The 17,670-nt window shown below is 34.3% G+C and carries 10 protein-coding genes; 6 read left to right on the forward strand and 4 right to left on the reverse strand.

Annotation, left to right across the window (positions count from 1 at the left end; genetic code table 11):
• The first annotated feature begins 149 nt into the window (after positions 1–149).
• From AC1Q7L_RS19090 to AC1Q7L_RS19115, 6 genes are all read left to right on the forward strand, one after another.
• The gene (locus AC1Q7L_RS19090; RefSeq protein WP_492307329.1) at positions 150–917 is read left to right on the forward strand and encodes a methyltransferase domain-containing protein; all 768 of its coding nucleotides are present in this window, start codon (positions 150–152) and stop codon (positions 915–917) included.
• Between the two features lie 528 nt (positions 918–1,445).
• On the forward strand, positions 1,446–2,846 hold the full coding sequence (locus AC1Q7L_RS19095) for a glycoside hydrolase family 28 protein (RefSeq protein WP_492307328.1): 1,401 nt from the start codon (positions 1,446–1,448) through the stop codon (positions 2,844–2,846).
• A gap of 1 nt (position 2,847) precedes the next feature.
• A complete protein-coding gene (locus AC1Q7L_RS19100; protein ID WP_492307327.1) occupies positions 2,848–6,411 on the forward strand; it encodes a DUF4450 domain-containing protein in 3,564 nt (1,187 codons plus the stop codon).
• Between the two features lie 177 nt (positions 6,412–6,588).
• Positions 6,589–8,724, forward strand: a complete 2,136-nt coding sequence (locus AC1Q7L_RS19105; protein WP_492307326.1) for a hypothetical protein — start codon at positions 6,589–6,591, stop codon at positions 8,722–8,724.
• Between the two features lie 241 nt (positions 8,725–8,965).
• Complete coding sequence (locus tag AC1Q7L_RS19110; protein ID WP_492307325.1) at positions 8,966–10,012, forward strand: GntR family transcriptional regulator; 1,047 nt, start codon at positions 8,966–8,968, stop codon at positions 10,010–10,012.
• Between the two features lie 89 nt (positions 10,013–10,101).
• Complete coding sequence (locus AC1Q7L_RS19115) at positions 10,102–10,545, forward strand: nuclear transport factor 2 family protein (protein WP_492307324.1); 444 nt, start codon at positions 10,102–10,104, stop codon at positions 10,543–10,545.
• A gap of 381 nt (positions 10,546–10,926) precedes the next feature.
• Here the strand turns inward: AC1Q7L_RS19115 and AC1Q7L_RS19120 are convergent, their stop codons facing one another.
• The 4 genes from AC1Q7L_RS19120 to AC1Q7L_RS19135 all read right to left on the reverse strand — a co-directional run bounded on the left by AC1Q7L_RS19120 (position 10,927) and on the right by AC1Q7L_RS19135 (position 17,498).
• On the reverse strand, positions 10,927–12,078 hold the full coding sequence (locus tag AC1Q7L_RS19120; protein WP_492307323.1) for an alpha-hydroxy acid oxidase: 1,152 nt from the start codon (positions 12,076–12,078) through the stop codon (positions 10,927–10,929).
• A gap of 86 nt (positions 12,079–12,164) precedes the next feature.
• Entirely contained in the window at positions 12,165–13,550 is a 1,386-nt protein-coding gene (locus AC1Q7L_RS19125) for an FGGY-family carbohydrate kinase (RefSeq protein WP_492307322.1), read from the reverse strand.
• Between the two features lie 390 nt (positions 13,551–13,940).
• Complete coding sequence (locus AC1Q7L_RS19130) at positions 13,941–15,221, reverse strand: sugar isomerase (protein ID WP_492307321.1); 1,281 nt, start codon at positions 15,219–15,221, stop codon at positions 13,941–13,943.
• A gap of 174 nt (positions 15,222–15,395) precedes the next feature.
• On the reverse strand, positions 15,396–17,498 hold the full coding sequence (locus AC1Q7L_RS19135) for a bifunctional aldolase/short-chain dehydrogenase (RefSeq protein WP_492307320.1): 2,103 nt from the start codon (positions 17,496–17,498) through the stop codon (positions 15,396–15,398).
• Positions 17,499–17,670 lie beyond the last annotated feature (172 nt).

Below are 17,670 nucleotides of genomic sequence, written 5' to 3' on the forward strand. Positions count from 1 at the left end.
CTGCTAAAATAAGAAAGAATCATAATTTTTGCTTCATTTATGTTCTAGATCATTCAAATTCCAACATTAATTTAAGTCTTTTTTAATATTTAAAATTCTTCAATTTATTCTAAAATTATTAAATTGAATCCACCTAAAATCTACAAATTATGCCTTGGAATCCTGACATTTATAATCAATTTAAAAATATTCGTTTCAAACCATTTTTTGATCTTGCTGATCTTATTAAAGATGAAAAAAACATGAAAGCGATTGATCTCGGTTGTGGAACAGGCGAACAGACCGCCATTCTTACAGAGAAATTTCCAAACGCAACATTTGTTGGAATTGATTCTTCAAGTGAAATGTTGGAAAAATCTAAAACGCTTGAAAATGACCGTCTTCATTTCCAAAAAGCAACCACCGAAGAAATTTTGAATCGTGATAAAAATTGGGATCTCATCTTCAGCAATGCTGCTTTGCAATGGTCTGACGATCATCAAACTTTGTTTCCGAAATTGATATCGAAATTGAAAACTGACGGTCAGTTAGCCGTTCAAATGCCTTATCAACCGGGAAATATTCTTAATCAAATTTTGTTTGAAATGGCTGATGAAGAACCTTTTAAGTCACAATTAAACAGTTGGAATCGTCCTTCTGCAGTTCTCACGATCGATGAATACGCCCAGATTTTATTTGAGAATGGAATTGAAGAGTTGAATCTTTCACAAAAAGTTTATCCAATCATCGCCAAAGATCATGAGACTTTATTTAATTTTATTTCAGGATCAGCTTTGATACCTTATTTGGAAAAATTGGATGAGGAGCAACAGAAATCTTTTACAGCAGAATTTAAACAAAGAATTGCAAAGAATTTTCCGAAACTTCCGGCTATTTATTCTTTTAAGAGGATTTTGATGTATGGGAGGAAAAAGTAATATTAAAAACGGCTTGAAATAAGACTTCAAGCCGATCTTATTTTTAAATATTAATCAAGAAAATGAGGTTTTTATTCTTTAAAAATTCGCTTTCAATTTTACCAATTTTTGAGTTCTCCAAGTTGAATTTCAAAATCTTTTCCACTGCATACAGAAACAAAATAGCAGGAATACGATGCAATCAATATCAACAACAATATAAATGCAGCTATTTTCTAAATATTCAATTTCGACTCTTTTTGTCTACTATTTCGGTCAGTTCTGCTGAAATCTGAAAGATCATTTCCGTACTTTACATTTGAATTTGATGTATTTGGAAATCTACCTCCGAAACTCGAAATAGAATGTAAAGAATCTATATTTTTACTTTGATTTATATTCCCTGATATATTTTTTTAATTAAAACATTGAAAAAAATTTTATAATACCGACAGTGCAGGATAATTTTTTATCACAATTATTTTAGATTGCAATAAATAAAGAAAATTATTTAAAATAGTCTTCCTTAAACTATACAACTCCATCATTATGAAAAAATATGCTTTATTCTGTCTTTTACTATTGATATCGATCCCTTTTTCGGCTCAATATAAACCTTGGACTTCAGCACAACAGCCTTTAAAAGAAATTGATGCGTTAAAAAAACAAATTGTAAAGCCAAATTTCAGAAAACAAGACTATCTCATTACTGATTTTGGTGCCATTGGCGACGGAAAGACAAAAAATACAGAAGCATTTAAGAAAGCAATCGAAAAATGTAATTCAGAAGGCGGAGGAAGAGTTGTAGTTCCAAAAGGAGTTTTTCTGACGGGTGCTATTTATTTAAAAAGTAATGTCAATCTGTATGTAAGTGAAGGATCAATTATCTTATTTAGCCAAGATAGCAATGACTATCCGATCGTATTTACAAGATGGGAAGGAATGGAATGTATGAATTATTCATCCCTAATTTACGCTTACGAAGAAGAAAATATTGCCATAACCGGAAAAGGAACATTAGACGGAAATTCGGACAATGACCATTGGTGGTTTTGGTGTGGAGCCAAACAATATGGTTACAACGAATCCCGTCCCGGAAGACAAAATCCAGCTCGTGCAAAACTTCACGAATATATGGCCGCAAAAAAAGATCCGAGAGAAAGAATTTTTGGCGATGGACATTATCTGAGACCCAATTTTGTTCAGCCTTATAAAAGTAAAAATTTCTACATGGCGGATGTTTTAGTTAAAAACTCTCCAATGTGGAATTTGAATCCTGTTCTTTGTGAAAATGTTTTAATTGAAAGAGTAAAGATAATCAGTCATGGCCCTAATAACGACGGTTTTGATCCTGAAGCCTGTAAAAATGTCTGGATTAAAGATTCTTATTTCGATACCGGAGATGATTGTATTGCCATAAAATCCGGAAGAGATGAAGATGGAAGAGGTATCGGGAAACCCGCAGAAAATCACATCATCGAAAACTGTGAAATGAAAGACGGGCACGGTGGCGTTGTCATCGGAAGCGAAATTGCAGGCGGAGCAAAAAACATTTACGCCATAGGAAATGTGATGGACAGTAAAAATCTTGACCGAGCTTTAAGAATTAAAACTAGTTCAAGCCGCGGTGGAATCATTGAGAACGTATTTTTCTACAATACAAAAGTTGGCGCGTATAAAGAAGCAGCCGTACGTTTCAACATGCATTATGAAAAACCCGGTAATTTTATTCCGACCATCAGAAACATTTGGGTAGAAAATTTACAGGTAGAAAAAGGTGGAAAATATGCCGTTCTTTCTGATGCTTACGAATCTTCGCCGATAACAGATTTCACCATGATCAATGCCAAAATGAATGGCGTTGAGATACCATATAAAGTTGATTTCTTGAAAAATGTGACGTTGAAAAACGTAACTGTTAACGGAAAACCTTTAACCAATTTTAAATAAAATGCGAAGAAAATCCATTTTAGCAGGTTGTATCATTTTATCTGCCTATTCACTTTCATTTTCCCAATCAAAACATTGGCAGAACAATGAGAGAGAACTGCATTATAAGGAAGATAAAGGTGATTTTTTATTGGTTAATGGAAAATACCGTTTCAACCGAGCTTTGTATGGAGACAACCGAGCTTCAAGAGTCGAAGCCGGAGATTTACCGGAATTCGCGCTGTATCTTCCCGGAATGGGCGGAAATCTTCAGTTCGTTATTCAAAAAGGGAATTCCATTAAAAAATTGATTAATGCAGAAAGGATTGAAACCCGTTATCGTCCGGGATCAATGCTTTACAATATTAAAGATCCGATTCTTGGATTTGGAACTTTAAAACTAACCGTTTTAGCACAATCCAAAGAAGAAGGTTTAGTTTTAAAAATGGAAACAGAAAATGTAGATTCTTCAACAAAAATCTACGCTGTTTATGGCGGAGCGAGCGGAACAACATTCAGTAGAAACGGCGATATTGGAGCAGATCCAGAATCAGGATTTTATCTGTTGCCTGAATATTGTCTAATTAATGAATATAAAATCAGTAAAAATCAGTTTCAATTAAATTATTTAAACAAGAAAAAAGAAACTCAAATCGTTAACGGAAGTTTTTCAAATGTCAATTCTCTTCAATTCACTGATGCAAAAACTTTAGAAAAACTTGATGAGTTTACTCACAATAAAAATGAACAATCTCCGATAATTTACGCTTCATATTCGGCAGAAAAAAATCCTGTTTACATTCAAATTGCAAAAGGAAAATCAGATAAATATTTTTCAGACGAAGAGTTAAAGAATATTTTTAACGAATCTGAACAATCTCGTTTAAATTTAACCAATCGAGTTCAGTTAAAAACTCCCGATTCGGATTTAAATAATTTTGGGGCAACTTTAGCCGTTGCTGCAGACGGAATTTGGGAAAGTCCAACCTATCTTCACGGCGCTGTAGCGTGGAGAATGCGGTTAAATGCGTGGCGTGGTGCTTATGTCGCAGACGCTCTCAGTTGGCACGACCGTGCAAAAGAACATTTTGAAAGTTATTCAAATTCTCAGGTTTTGAAACCAGATTTCGCACCTGTTGAGATGGATACTTTACTCCATTTAGCTCGACATGCTGAAAAAATAGGAAATTCTGTATTTTCAAGCGGATATATTTCGAGGAATCCAAATGACAATTCAAAACCACATCATTATGATATGAATTTGGTTTTCTTTGATCAGATATTTTCTCATTTCAATTACACCGGAGACGTTGAGTTTTTAAAAAAAATGTGGCCAACGATGGTTCGTCACATGGATTGGGAAAAACGAAATTTCAAAAGAGGTGATCTTTACGATGCTTATGCCGCAATTTGGGCAAGTGATGCGTTACAATATTCGGGTGGAAAAGTTACTCATACTTCTGCCTATAATTACAGAGCCAACCGCGAAATGGCAAAATTGGCGAAAATTATTGGCGAAAATCCTCAACCTTACGAAAAAGAAGCTGAATCGATTTTGAACGCCATGAAAAATCAACTTTGGATTAAAAACAAAGGATATTTCGCTGAATATAAAGACACTTTAGGCAATCAAATTCTTCATGACAAACCCGGAATTTGGTCAATTTATCACGTTTCGGATGCTTATATTTTAAATGAGTTTGAAGATTATCAAAATACTCAATATATCAACAATTATATTCCGAAAATTCCGATAAAAGTAAAGGGAGAAGCTGATAAAAACTATTATACTTTGTCGACTACAAATTGGCAACCATATGATTGGTCGATCAACAATGTAGCTCTGGCAGAGAATTTACAAACCGCATTGGCATATTGGCAAGCTGGTAGAACTGAAGATGCTTACCGACTTTGGAAAGGCAATTTGGCAGAAAGCATGTATTACGGAATCAGTCCGGGAAACTTTGAACAACTGTCGCATTACGATGCTTTTCGTGGTGAATTGTACAGAGATTTTGCCGACCCGATTGGTGTTGCTGCAAGAACTTTAACAGAAGGACTTTTCGGGGTTTATCCTAAATTATTAGAAAATAAAATCAGTATCAAACCAGGCTTTCCTAAAGGTTGGAATTTTGCTGAGCTAAAACTTCCTGATTGGGAATTTAAATTTAACCGAAACTCAAAAAAAGCTGAATATTTTTTCAAATCAAATTATTCAAAATCGGTTGTTTTGGAAATGCAGATTCCTGTGAATTATACTCAAATACAATCGGTGAAAGTGAATGGTAAAAATGTGAAATTCGTGATAAACCCAAATTCTATTTCACAACCTTTTTTACAGTTTGAAACTCCGATTGGAAAAGAATTTAAGATTGAAATTAGTTATTCAGGAGAAGTATTAAAAAATGAAAAGACAGATTATGTAAGCTACATTTCTGAAAACCTTCAACTTAATTTAGATTCAAAAAAGAAGATTAAAGCAGTTTTTGATCCACAGGAATTAATTAAAAATAGAAAAGACAATCAATTTGAACTAATTAAAGAAGAAAGAAAAGGAACTTTTTTCGTGCAGTTAGAGCAAAATGGAACCAAATGGTGGCAGCCTGTAAATGTAGATATCCGTTATCCTTTGGAGACAAAATGGGTGAATAAAAAGTTGCAAATTCAATCAAAATCATTAAATCAGATTAATGGAAAATTGAGTATTAATGGTTTAAATAAAACTTTTTCAGTTCAGAAAAATCAATCAACATCAATTGAAATTCCTCAAAATATTTTAAGTAAAGGAACCAATTTTATTGAACTTGAATATAACGGAATTAAGCAAAATATAGAAATCACAGATTGGGAAATTGAAAACAAAGGAGAATTCAACACCATTTCATTAGCTTCAAAATATAATGAAAACGTAACCCAAATTTTCAATCAAAAATATCTTTCGCCAAGGCTAAATGTTCCGACATTACAACTTCCGTGGCAGGGAATTGGAAATTGGTGCTATCCATTAATCAATGCTCAAATCGACGACAGCGGATTGATGAATAAAAGAAAAAACGGCAAAGTTGATTTTCTTGGAGTTCCTTTTTTAATTGATAATTCGGAGAAAAATATTGTCTTTACGAGCCAGTGGGATAATTATCCGAAGTCGGTTGAAATTCCAGTTTCAGGAAAAGGAAAAAAAATCTATTTTCTGATGGCAGGTTCTACGAATCCGATGCAATCGCAGATTATTAATGGAAAAATTACCGTTCAATATGTTGATGGTTCGACTACAGGATTAGAACTAAAAAATCCAACCAATTGGTGGCCGATCGAACAGGATTTGCTTGATGATAATTATGCTTTTGAAATTCCGGATGATAAAATTCCGTACCGAGTTAAATTAAAAACAGGAGAATTATATAAAGGTGGAAGTTTAAGCAAATATTCAGGTATCAAAGGATTTACAGACCGCGCTGTAGAAGGAGGTGCAGCAACGATTTTGGATTTACCTATTGACCCGAACAAAGAATTAAAAACTATAAAATTAACGGCAGTAAGCAACGATGTTGTCATCGGAATGATGAGTGCTACTGTTTTAAAATAAAAAATAATTAAAGCTTTTTACCACGAAAGCTTCAAAAGAAATGTTTGAAAATAAAGTGTTGCAAGAGTTTACAAAATATAAAATGTTATATCTATTATTTTGTCGTCTTTTAAATATCTATTCAATGCTAAAATCTTTTGATTCTTTTGCGGTTAAATCATAAAATAAATTAAAAAAATGAAGAAATTAGTCATATATCTGAGTCTTTTTTGCATTGGATTTTCTTCTCTCAATGCCCAGAAAATTGACCGTCAAAAAGTCGTTCAACGCCATAATATCGTCAATACAAAAGTTGATACTTTATCTTCCTTGACGGTCGGAAACGGAAAATTTGCGTACACGGTTGATATTACCGGAATGCAGTCATTTCCTGAGGTTTACAAAAATGGAGTTTCTCTAGGAACTCAGTCAGAATGGGGCTGGAACAGTTTTCCGAATACCGAAAATTATAAATTTGATGAGACGTTAAAAGCTTACGATTTCAATAATGATGGACGAAAAGCATTGTACAGCGTTCAACTTAAAGAACCGGAACGCAATAAAAAAGCAGTTGAATATTACCGTGTGAATCAACATCGTTTGCAGTTGGGAAATGTAGGGATTGAACTGTATAAAAAAGATGGTCAGAAAGCCAAAATTTCAGATTTACAGAACATCAATCAGAAAATTGATTTGTGGACAGGAATTATTACGAGTGAATTCTCATTGGAAGGAATACCCGTAAAAGTCTGGACGGCATCTTTTCAAAATTCAGATAAAATTGGAGTTAAAATTGAATCAGATTTAATTACTCAAAAAAGATTAAAAGTTTTTGCGCACTACCCTTCTCCTTCCGGACAATTCTTGGATGACGCAGTTTTTTATGGCAATGAAAAAGATCATTCAACAAAAATTATTTCATCAAACCCAACTCAGGGATTGATTGAACATAAATTACAAAGTGCTGATTATTACACTCAATTATATTTTACAGAAGGAAAACTAAGCGAAGCGGGGAAACATTATTTTGTTTACGAACCTTCTTCTAAAAACAAAACAATAGAATTAAGTGTTGAATTTTCGTCTAAAAATCCAAAAAGCAGTAAAACATTATTTACTGACGCTGAAAAAGAAAGTACTTCAGGATGGAAATCTTTCTGGGAAAGTGGCGCTGCCGTAGATTTTGAAGGAAGTACAGACCCAAGAGCCAATGAACTGGAACGTAGAGTTGTTTTATCAGAATACTTAACCAAAGTACAATGCGGAGGAAGCAATCCACCACAGGAAACGGGTTTAACTTTCAACAGCTGGTACGGAAAACCGCACACAGAAATGCATTGGTGGCACGGTGTTCACTACGCTTTGTGGGGAAGACCTGAAATTCTGGAAAAACAATTGGATTATTATTTCAGATCATTTGAAAAAGCAAAAGCTTTAGCCCAAAGACAAGGCTACAAAGGTGTTCGATGGATCAAAATGTCTGATAATGACGGAAATGAAAGTCCATCTTCTGTAGCTGCATTTTTAATCTGGGAACAACCGCATCTTATCTATATGACCGAACTTTTGTATCGCGATAAAAAGGACAAAAAAGTCTTAGAAAAATATAAAGATCTGATTTTTGCAACAGCAGATTTTATGGCAGATTTCGCCACTTACGATAAAGAAAAAAAACGTTATAATTTGGGTAAAGGTGTGATTCCAGCACAGGAAGTTTTCCCTGCGAAAGATACTTACAATCCAACTTATGAGGTTGCATATTGGGATTGGGCACTGAAAGTTGCTCAAGAATGGAAGGAAAGATTAGGACAGCCGAGAGATAAAAAATGGGATGATGTCATTTCAAAATTGGCTCCGCTTCCGGTTCAGGATGGCGTTTATTTGTCGACCGAATCTGCAAAAGATTCTTTCACTTATCCAAAATGGATGACCGATCACCCGGCAGTTCTTGGAGCGTTGGGAATGATTCCGGAATCTCCGAAATTGGATAAAAAAATCATGAAAAACACACTCGATATCGTTTGGGAAAGATGGAACTGGGAACATACCTGGGGTTGGGATTTCCCGATGACGGCAATGAATGCAGCAAGATTGGGACTTCCAAACAAAGCTTTGGATGCGCTTTTCATGAATATTCAAACCAATACTTACCTGAAAAACGGTCATAATTATCAAGATGGTCGTTTACGAATTTATCTTCCCGGAAATGGCGGTGTTTTAACAACCGTTGCCATGATGCTTGAAGGTTGGGACAGCTCAAAAGGCGAATTCCCCGGCTTTCCGAAGGATGGAACTTGGAAAATAAAAGCGGAAGGTTTCAAAAAAATGCCTTAAAATTTTACATTCATACTTAGTTGGAGTCTGTCCTGAAAGGGGCAGGCTTTTTTTATGATCCGTTTTTACTCAGAATGAAGTTATCTTATCGTAAAAAATCCATGGATTTAGGTTTATTTTGAATAATCAAAAAAAATACAAGGATATCAACATAAATTTTACAACTTATCTGCAATCATTGATTAATTTTTTATAAATTAGATTCTTTAAAACCGTTTTAATCTCTCCTATCTGAAAAGCCATGGCAGAAACATTTGAAGTACAGATAAATGAACACTCCAGAGTTCCAAAATACAAACAAATTGTAGATTCTATTCTGAATGGAATTGATGGAGGAGAAATTCAGATAGGAGAAAAAATTCCTTCTATCAACGAGCTTAGTGAGTCTTGCTTCCTCTCAAGAGATACAGTGGAAAAAGCCTATAAAGAGCTTCGAAAAAGACAAATCATTGAATCGGTAAAGGGAAAAGGATATTATATTTCGCGTATCAATAAAAATGATATCATTAACATCTTCTTTTTGATCAACAAGCCTAGTACTTATAAGATGATGATTTATAATTATTTCGTCAATGCAATCGGTACCAAAGGCAATGTGGAGATGTATATTTATCATTGTGATGAGACACTTTTCATTAATTCATTAAAAAAGAACCTCGGTGGATTCGATTATTATGTGATCATGCCTCATTTCCGTGATGAGCAGTCAAAACATACCAGTTCGACACAGGAAGTTCTTGATATGATTGAAAAAATTCCGAAAAATAAGTTATTGTTGTTGGATAATACCAAACCCAATATTTCAGGGGAATACGGTACTATTTTTCAGGATTTTGAACATGATATTTACAATGCCCTGAAGGAAGGTTTAGACAAAATCAAGAAATATGAAAAGATCATTTTGGTCTATCCAGATAAATCCATTCATCCCTATCCTTTCCGTATTGTACGAGGTTTTGAGAATTTTTGTAAAGATTTTAAACTTGATTATGAAATTCTTGATGAAATTTATCCCGACATGGAATTACAGGAGAAAGATATTTTCATCACCATCCGGGAACGTGATTTGGTGAATTTGGTTAAACAAATCAGACAGAAAAATCTTGAATTAGGCAAAGACATCGGAATTATTTCTTACAATGAAACTCCACTGAAAGAATTGCTTGGAATTACCGTTATTACAACAGATTTTAAAGCGATGGGAGAATCTGCAGCATATATGATTCTGAAAAATAAAAAAGAACAGGTGAATAATGTTTTTAAATTTATTCAGAGAGATTCTCTTTAAAACTTAAAGTTTATATTTTTTACAAAAATGCGCAATCGATTACATTAATTTTTAAAATATACTTTCAAAAAAAAATATCTAATTTAATTATGATTAAAAAATTAATTTTTGCCATGAGTTTTTTCATGGTACTTGCTGTTTCAGGACAGAAAAAGAATGATAAAGATGCGGTGACTGATGTTGCTGAGAAGCTAAGATTAGCTATGATAAGTGGTGATAAATCATCGTTAGAATCTTTGATTTTACCAGAACTAACTTACGGACATTCTGGAGGTCATATAGATGATTCAGCAGAATTTGTTGACAAATTATCCAGTAAAAAATCAGTTTTTGAAACCATTGATATTACCAATCAAAATATCAATATCGTTGGGAACACAGCGATTGTTCGTCATCATTTTTATGCGAAAACTAATGACCTTGGCAAAGGAACCAGTGATGTAACGTTGGATGTATTATTAGTTTGGGCAAAAGTGAAAAATGATTGGAAATTATTGGCAAGACAGGCTGTGAAATCTGAAAAGAAGAAATAAATTTTCAAATTATAATAAACAAAATTCGCAAGGTTGTCTTTGCGAATTTTTTATTTTGAGCTGTTGAATTTTTTGACGCAAAGTTTTATTTATGATTTTAAATATATTAAGTGAGCAAAGGATGGAATCAATAAATTGATTATTATTAAGCAGTCTTCATCAACGACTTTGTCGCCTTACTTTGATCCTTTAAATAATACATTTTTTTATTAAATCTTTGCATTTAAAAATATTTTAAAGTTTAAGTTTTGGCTAAAGCCAATGTAAAATTTCTTTTATTGAAAACGGACTAAAGCCCGTTCCTATTGAATACAAAAAATTCGCAAAGACAACCTTGCGAATTTTTTAATTTAGATATTTAAATCTGAAAAATATTCTGGATTATTTTACTCTAAAGTTTTGTAAATCTTCCGGTTTTTCACAACAAACCTGCTCCAAAACCTGTCTGAATTGCATTTTAAGCATTTCAATAATATGATCACCGCCTTTTTCGCCTAAAGCTCCGACTGCATACATAAAAGTACGTCCCATAAAGGTAAACTCAGCGCCACAGCTTAAAGCGCGGGCAACGTCTGGACCAGTTCTCACACCGCTGTCCATCATTATTTTGATTTGATTTTTGTATTTTTCACTAATTTCTTTGACTACAGCAATCGTAGATTCTCCGGCATCAAGCTGTCTTCCGCCGTGATTGGAAATGATCATTCCATCAAAACCTAAACGTACTGCTTCTGCGGCATCTTCATCAGAAGCAACACCTTTAATGACCAATTTACCTTTCCATTTATCACGAATTGCTTTTATTCTATCAGAATTTAATCTTCCTGAAAATGTAGAATTCATGAATTGTCCTAATTGCTTCACTCCCATATTTTTATCCATGTATTTTTCCATGGTTTTAAAACTAGGAACTCCATGTTTCAGAATTTCCAAACACCATTCCGGTCTCGCTAAAGCTTGAGAAACGTTTCGGAAGTTAATCTGAGGTGGCATTGCCAAACCATTTCGGATTTCTTTTGCTCTGTATCCAAAAGTCGGAACATCAGACAAAACGCACAAAACATCATAACCAGAAGCTTCACAACGGTCGAGAATATCATCACGCAACCATTCTTCTCTCGGATGGTATAATTGATACCAAGCTTTTCCTTCTGTTAATTCAGCAATTCTTTCGATACTGCTGGTTGTAACTGTACTTAAAATAAAAGGAATATTGTGTTTGAAAGCTGCTTTTGCTAAAATTTCGGGAGCATTTGGCCACATTAATCCCTGTAAACCAACAGGAGAAATTCCGAATGGTGCGGAATATTTTACGCCAAATAATTCAGTTTCCATATTGGCTTCCGCATAATTGTTGTTAAGGTATTGCGGACGAAGCAGAACTTCTCTCAGTTCGCTTGTATTTCTGTCTCTGTTGATATTTTCATTACATCCGCCATCCAGATATTCGAAAGCAAAACGGGGCATTCTTTTTTTTGCTCTTTCAATCAAAAGTTCAAGTGAAGCATAACGGGTATCAAATGGAAATGCCATAATTAGTTGTTAGTTATTGGTTGATAGTTGTTGGTTTTTGAGATTTTGCCATCAGCTGACAACTATTAACCAACACCTAAAATATTTTATAAATTAAGAATTAACGGTTGAAGCACTTTCATCTGATAATGCTGCTGTAAAAATGTTTCGTCGATTTTTTTGTTGGAAATAACCATAGAAGCTCCCAATGCCGAACCCAACGGAGAATGTGTAGACATCACATTGTAATGCTGGAAATGGTGAGACATCAGTTTCATAAAAACGTCGTTGTCTGTAAATCCACCGTCAATGTAGATGTTTTCAATATCCGAATTTCCGATTGCGTTTGTAATGGTATGAATCTGTAAATCCATCAATTCAATCATCAATTGATGATATGCTTCTTCAAATGTAGTAAAAGAATTTAAATCTGTTGCAGTAATCATTTTTCGTTTCAAAATAATTCCTTCAAATCGAAAATAAATATTCTTATTTTTCATTAAACGCAGATACAAATCCTGATCAAACTGTACTTCTCTGTGGAAACCATACTCTTTTCCATAATACGCACATAATTTTTCAACCTGAATTTTGTATTCATTTCCCATAAAAAAACGGGATGCTTTTACGCGTTTACCGTCGATACGCATGTAATTCAGGCAATTGTTTTCTATATCTTCATCGGTAAGACTTTCATCATTAAAAGGATTTAAAGAAATACTCCAGGTTCCTGTAGAAAGCAATAAAAACGGTTCTTTTTTACTTAAAATATAGGGTAATAATGCTGAAGAACTGTCGTGAATTCCGACTCCGATTTTAATTTTTTTGTTTTTGTAAGAGGTATTGATACTTGCCGAAGTTGGCACAATTGGTCCAAGCAATGTATCAATCTCTTCTTCGTAAACCCAATCATGGTAATCCGCTTTATCGTAATCCCATAGATTGGTATGACAGCCGATTGACGTAAATTCCGAAACACAGATTCCTGTAAACAGATACGACAAATATTGAGGTAAATGAAGGCTGTAACGGATCTTTTTGAATGTTTCGGGATGTTTATATTTTAACCAAAATAATTGCAAACCTGAATTCAACATTCCTGATTGAGGTGATGCTGTTTCTCGGGCAATTTTCAGTTTATCTCCATGTTTTTCATAAAATAAATCAAGAATTTCCTGATCCATCGGTTTGGTATAATTGTACAAAGGCGTCAGGATATTTCCTTTGTGATCCAAATGCACAAAACTTGCTCCGTAAGTGGAAAAATTGATCGCTTTTACTTCATACTTTTCATCTTCAAGAATGGCATTGAAATTATCTTTAATCCAGTTTTGTAATGCAACAAGATCTTCCGTGGGATAACCATCTTCATCTGTTGTGAGGGGTAATTCTGTATATTCACGAACAACCTCTTTATAATTTTTATCAAATAAAAAGAACTTTTTATTGGTTTTTCCAATATCAAATACTATGGTTACCTTTTTTTTGGACATTCTTGTGATGAATTTTTATATTTTAAACACAAATAGCGCTAATGTTTTCACTAATAACACTAATCTGTTTTAATTGAAATTTTAATCTTAAACGCAAAGTTCGCAAAGTTTTTTTGACTACTATTCGTTTTTACGTTCGCAAGGGCGTTTCACTCAGCAAATGATAATTATATTTATTGAATATTCATTTAAATATTATTTTTTTGAACCATTAAGGAGTGTTCAGATAGTAAGATGCATTAAGAAAAAAATCCACTAATTTCTTAAGCAGCAATGCCTAAAACCCTACTCATCTAAACACTTTCAACCTTAATGATAAAAAAATAAGGATACATATAATAAAAACTTTCGATTGCACTCAAAAGTTAAAACTATCAATTTTAAATAGGATTACAATCCAGTTGCCTTAACATTTAGACCTCTTTCGGTAATTAAATTTTCTCTTACCTTTAAATTTCTGTAAGCCGAAATCGGGTCAAGCGCCGCACCTGTCTGTAATCTTGCAGCTCTTAATAATGGACGGACATCTGTTCTGTACGCGTTCTGCAAAATGTCTTGCGCTCCGACAACATCATTATTTAACTGTGCTGTTTTTAATGCTTTTTGATCAACCAAAAGAGCCTGAGCATATGCAATTAAAATAGCTTCCAAAGATTGTAATAAATCTTCCAACGGATCTTTGATGTTATGACTTGCGTCAATCATCCAAGCTGGATACGGGTTGTTAGCATTGTTTTCCATTCCGTATACCAATTCATTGAAAATCAAGAATAAAGCATAAGGTTTGATTGAACCAACTGTCAAATCATCATCTCCATATTTGCTGTCATTAAAGTGGAAACCACCTAATTTTCCTTTGTACATTAAGGTTGCAACGATTTGCTCAATATTTGTATTTGGTAAGTGATGACCTAAGTCAACTAACGTGTAAGCTCTTTCTCCACAAGCATTTGCCAACATGAATGAAGTTCCCCAATCCTGGATTGTTGTTGAATAGAAATTCGGTTCGTAAGGTTTGTATTCGATGAAAAGCTTCCAGTCTTCTGGCATTCCTGCGTAGATTTCTTTTAAGCTTTTTTCAGTGTTTGATAAAGCTGTCTGGAAATTTAACTGTCCCGGAAAACTTGCTCCGTCCGCCAGCCAAACAGTTAAGCTTTTTGAACCTAATTCTTTTCCGATTCTGATCACTTCTTTGTTGTGTTCCACCGCATACGCTCTTGAATCTTCATTCACAGCGTTCAAAGAACCGAATTTGTAAGATGCTTTTGCTCCCGGCTGATCTTGAAACGTGTTAGAATTCATCGCATCAAAAATAAGTCCGTGAGACGCTGCTTTTTCTTTAATCGCTGCTACATCACTCGGAATATCCCAAGGAATATGCAAAGAAATTGCTCCTGCAGAATTCGTTAAAGCATGAATCAATCCTACATCATCTAATTTTTGTTCTAAAGAAGAAGGTTCTCCACCGTAAGAAAATCTTCCAAAACGGGTTCCGCCAGCTCCTAATGCCCAGCTCGGAATAGCCACTTGAAAATCGGCAATTTTGTTGACGATTTCAGTAACATTCGAGCCTGATTTTGTTAATTTATTTTGTAGAAAATCGAAATCTGTATTAAAGTTTTCAATTTCTCCTTTATTATATTGTTCAATGATATCTTTTCCTATAATCATGATTTGATTTTTTTAAAATCTTTATTCATTTTTGTTCACAGGGTTTCACCCTGTGCTGTTGATATGTCGCCACTTCGTGGCTCTGTGTGAAGAAAATTATTTTTGATTAATTGAAGGCTTAACGTGATATTAAACCTCCAATTTAATAATAATTCTTATTTCAGCATTAAAATTTTATCTCGGAAAGGCGTTTGCCATTCCACCATCAACATTAATGATGTTTCCTGTACTTTTATCTAAAATTGCAATACACGCGAAAACTCCGTTGGCGATGTCTTCCGGAAGGATAATTTCATTTAATAAATTTCTTTTTGCATAAAATGCTGGTAATTCTTCTACAGAAATTCCGTTTGCTTTTGCACGGCCTTCTGCCCAAGAACCTTCCCAGATTTTACTTCCAACGATAACTCCGTCAGGATTTACAACATTAACACGGATTTTATCAGATGCTAATTCCGCTGCTAATAATCTTGTCATGTGTTGTTGTGCTGCTTTTGCAGTTCCGTATGCCACATTATTTGGACCAGCAACTAAACCGTTTTTACTTGCAATATTTACGATATCACCTCCAAGGCCTTGCTTTTTAATGATTTCTACCCCATTTTTCGCCATTAAAAACTGTCCTTTTACCAAGACATTTTCTAAGAGATCCCAATCTTTTGTTGTTGTATCTTCTAAAGATTTAGAAATAGCCAACCCTGCGGAATGAACGATAATATCTACTCCACCAAATGCCAGAACCGCCTCTTTAAAAGCATTAGCAATCGCTTCTTCGCTCGTCACATCACAAGTGACGGCAACCGCCTGATCTTTGCTGTATTTTGCAGTAACAGACTCTACAGCTTCCTGATTTAAATCTGTGAAAACTACAACAGCACCTTCCTGAACCATTTTGTCAGCAATTGCCTGTCCGATTCCACCTCCTGCTCCCGTTACGACAGCAATTTTTCTTGAAAGTGGTTTTTCTTTAGGCATTCTTTGCAGTTTTGCTTCTTCCAACAACCAATATTCAATGTCGAATGCTTCCTGTCTTGGTAATGATGTGTATTCAGAAATAGCTTCTGCTCCACGCATTACATTGATTGCATTGACGTAAAATTCACTTGCAACACGAGTTGTTTGCTTATCTTTTGAGAAACTGAACATTCCAACGCCCGGATAAATGATGATCACAGGATTCGGATCACGCATTGCTGGGCTGTTTGGATGCTTGCAAGTTTCGTAATATTCTTTGTATTCTTGTCTGTATTGTTCGAAAAGTGGATTTAATTTATCTAAAATAGCTTTAGAATCGCTTAAATCTTCATTTTTATCTAAAGTTAAAACCAAAGGTTGAATCTTTGTTCTTAAAAAGTGATCCGGACAAGATGTTCCAAGGGGTGCCAAACGCTCTAGATCATTGCTGTTGATATATTCTAAAACTACATCGCTATCAGTAAAATGACCTACCATTCTGTTTTCGGATGAAGCTAAACCTCTCAATAAAGGCATCAATTGAGCTGCTTTGTTTTTACGTTCTTCAGAAGGTAAAGATTGAACTTTTTGACCACCAAAAACCTGTCCGTTTTCTTCAATTTTTTTAGCAATATATTCAGAAGCCATTTCGATTACTTCTAAACTATTGATGTAAGATTCGTAAGAAGTATCTCCCCAAGTGAATAATCCGTGGCTTCCTAAAACGATTCCACGGATTCCCGGATTATCGTGTAAGCATTTTTCTAATTGTAATCCTAAATCAAAACCAGGACGCTGCCATGGAACCCAGCCCATTGTGTCTCCCCAGATTTCTTTGGTAATCGCTTCGCTGTCTTTTGCAGCAGCTACAGCAATTAAAGCATCCGGATGAAGGTGATCAATATGTTTGAATGGAAGTAAACCATGAAGAGGTGTATCAATAGAAGGTGCTTTGCTATCCAAATCAAAAATACAGTGGTTGAACAAACCTACCATTCTGTCTTCATCTTCTAACCCCTGGTAAACATTTTTTAAGTTTCTTAATCTTTCTGTATATAATCCGGCGATTCCTTTTCTTGTTAGTGTTCCGATGTCGCCACCTGAACCTTTTACCCACATAACCTCAACTTCTTCGTTGGTTAATGGATCTTTTTCAAGTGTTTTACAACTGGTATTCCCTCCTCCATAATTGGTAATTCTTAAATCTGCCCCTAATATATTTGAGCGGTATAAAAATAAAGCAACCTGATCATCTCCTAAAGCTGCCGCCTTATTTTCATCCCATAAATAGTCTACGTATTTGAATGTTTTTACTTTTTCCATTGTTTGTCTTATATTTCTAAATTGTAACCCAAAATTAGATTGTTATATTTTTTTCAGTATCCCGTACTATACTGCTAAACTCTTTATTTAAAGATAATTTAACGTTTGAATTTTCATTAAATCAATTCATTTATACAGCAATCTAATTGAGTTTATTTATAATTAATATTTT

Source organism: Chryseobacterium sp. GW823-FHT05E08 (assembly GCF_058795655.1).

Bases quoted from the DNA above. Each gene is read 5' to 3' on its own strand.
- AC1Q7L_RS19090 (WP_492307329.1), top strand. From the start codon at position 150: ATGCCTTGGAATCCTGACATTTATAATCAATTTAAAAATATTCGTTTC.
- AC1Q7L_RS19095 (WP_492307328.1), top strand. From the start codon at position 1,446: ATGAAAAAATATGCTTTATTCTGTCTTTTACTATTGATATCGATCCCT.
- AC1Q7L_RS19100 (WP_492307327.1), top strand. From the start codon at position 2,848: ATGCGAAGAAAATCCATTTTAGCAGGTTGTATCATTTTATCTGCCTAT.
- AC1Q7L_RS19105 (WP_492307326.1), top strand. From the start codon at position 6,589: ATGAAGAAATTAGTCATATATCTGAGTCTTTTTTGCATTGGATTTTCT.
- AC1Q7L_RS19110 (WP_492307325.1), top strand. From the start codon at position 8,966: ATGGCAGAAACATTTGAAGTACAGATAAATGAACACTCCAGAGTTCCA.
- AC1Q7L_RS19115 (WP_492307324.1), top strand. From the start codon at position 10,102: ATGATTAAAAAATTAATTTTTGCCATGAGTTTTTTCATGGTACTTGCT.
- AC1Q7L_RS19120 (WP_492307323.1), bottom strand. From the start codon at position 12,078: ATGGCATTTCCATTTGATACCCGTTATGCTTCACTTGAACTTTTGATT.
- AC1Q7L_RS19125 (WP_492307322.1), bottom strand. From the start codon at position 13,550: ATGTCCAAAAAAAAGGTAACCATAGTATTTGATATTGGAAAAACCAAT.
- AC1Q7L_RS19130 (WP_492307321.1), bottom strand. From the start codon at position 15,221: ATGATTATAGGAAAAGATATCATTGAACAATATAATAAAGGAGAAATT.
- AC1Q7L_RS19135 (WP_492307320.1), bottom strand. From the start codon at position 17,498: ATGGAAAAAGTAAAAACATTCAAATACGTAGACTATTTATGGGATGAA.